At 39.7% G+C, this 536-nt stretch carries 1 protein-coding gene; it reads left to right on the top strand.

Annotated features, from left to right (window positions below):
* Nucleotides 1–536, top strand: a 536-nt coding sequence (locus tag J3U57_RS12700; protein ID WP_267345008.1) for a DUF6708 domain-containing protein, incomplete at both ends; no start/stop codon positions are given.

Here is a 536-nt window from a genome sequence, read left to right on the forward strand (position 1 = left end):
AGCATTTGTACTTCTGGTTTAACCATCCGCAGTTTATTGTTACCTGCCGATATTCCTGTCCGTTTTAATCGACAAACTGGTAAAGTCTATGTCTACGACCCACAATTGAATAAACATTATTTTTGGTTTCCATGGAAAGTCTTAATGCGAATGGCAACTCCCGATATTAAAGTATTTGAATGGGACAATTTAAGTGCTTTTTCACGGCGAAAAGGGGTTGTTAACGAATTATGGTTAGCCGCATGTAAGCCCGGCACTTATGAAGTGATTGATTACTTTCTTGTGTGTGATGCTCCCGCACTTTATGATGAATGGCTTTGGATTATGGAGTATATGGCGTTTGCACGTGAGCTAAGCTATAAAAGTGAAGTACAACCAACACATTGGTCGCATGATATTAATCTTCGTTTTGCTTCACCGATTATCTGGCCAGAAGGTGTTGATAAAGCATCGAAAGCCAGCTCGAAAGCAGAATTGGCCGAAATTGAAAAACAGTATGACTTAGTGGGCAAAATGTATCCACCCTACAATATTGA

The organism is Gilliamella sp. B3464, assembly GCF_026536145.1.
Lineage (GTDB): Bacteria > Pseudomonadota > Gammaproteobacteria > Enterobacterales > Orbaceae > Gilliamella.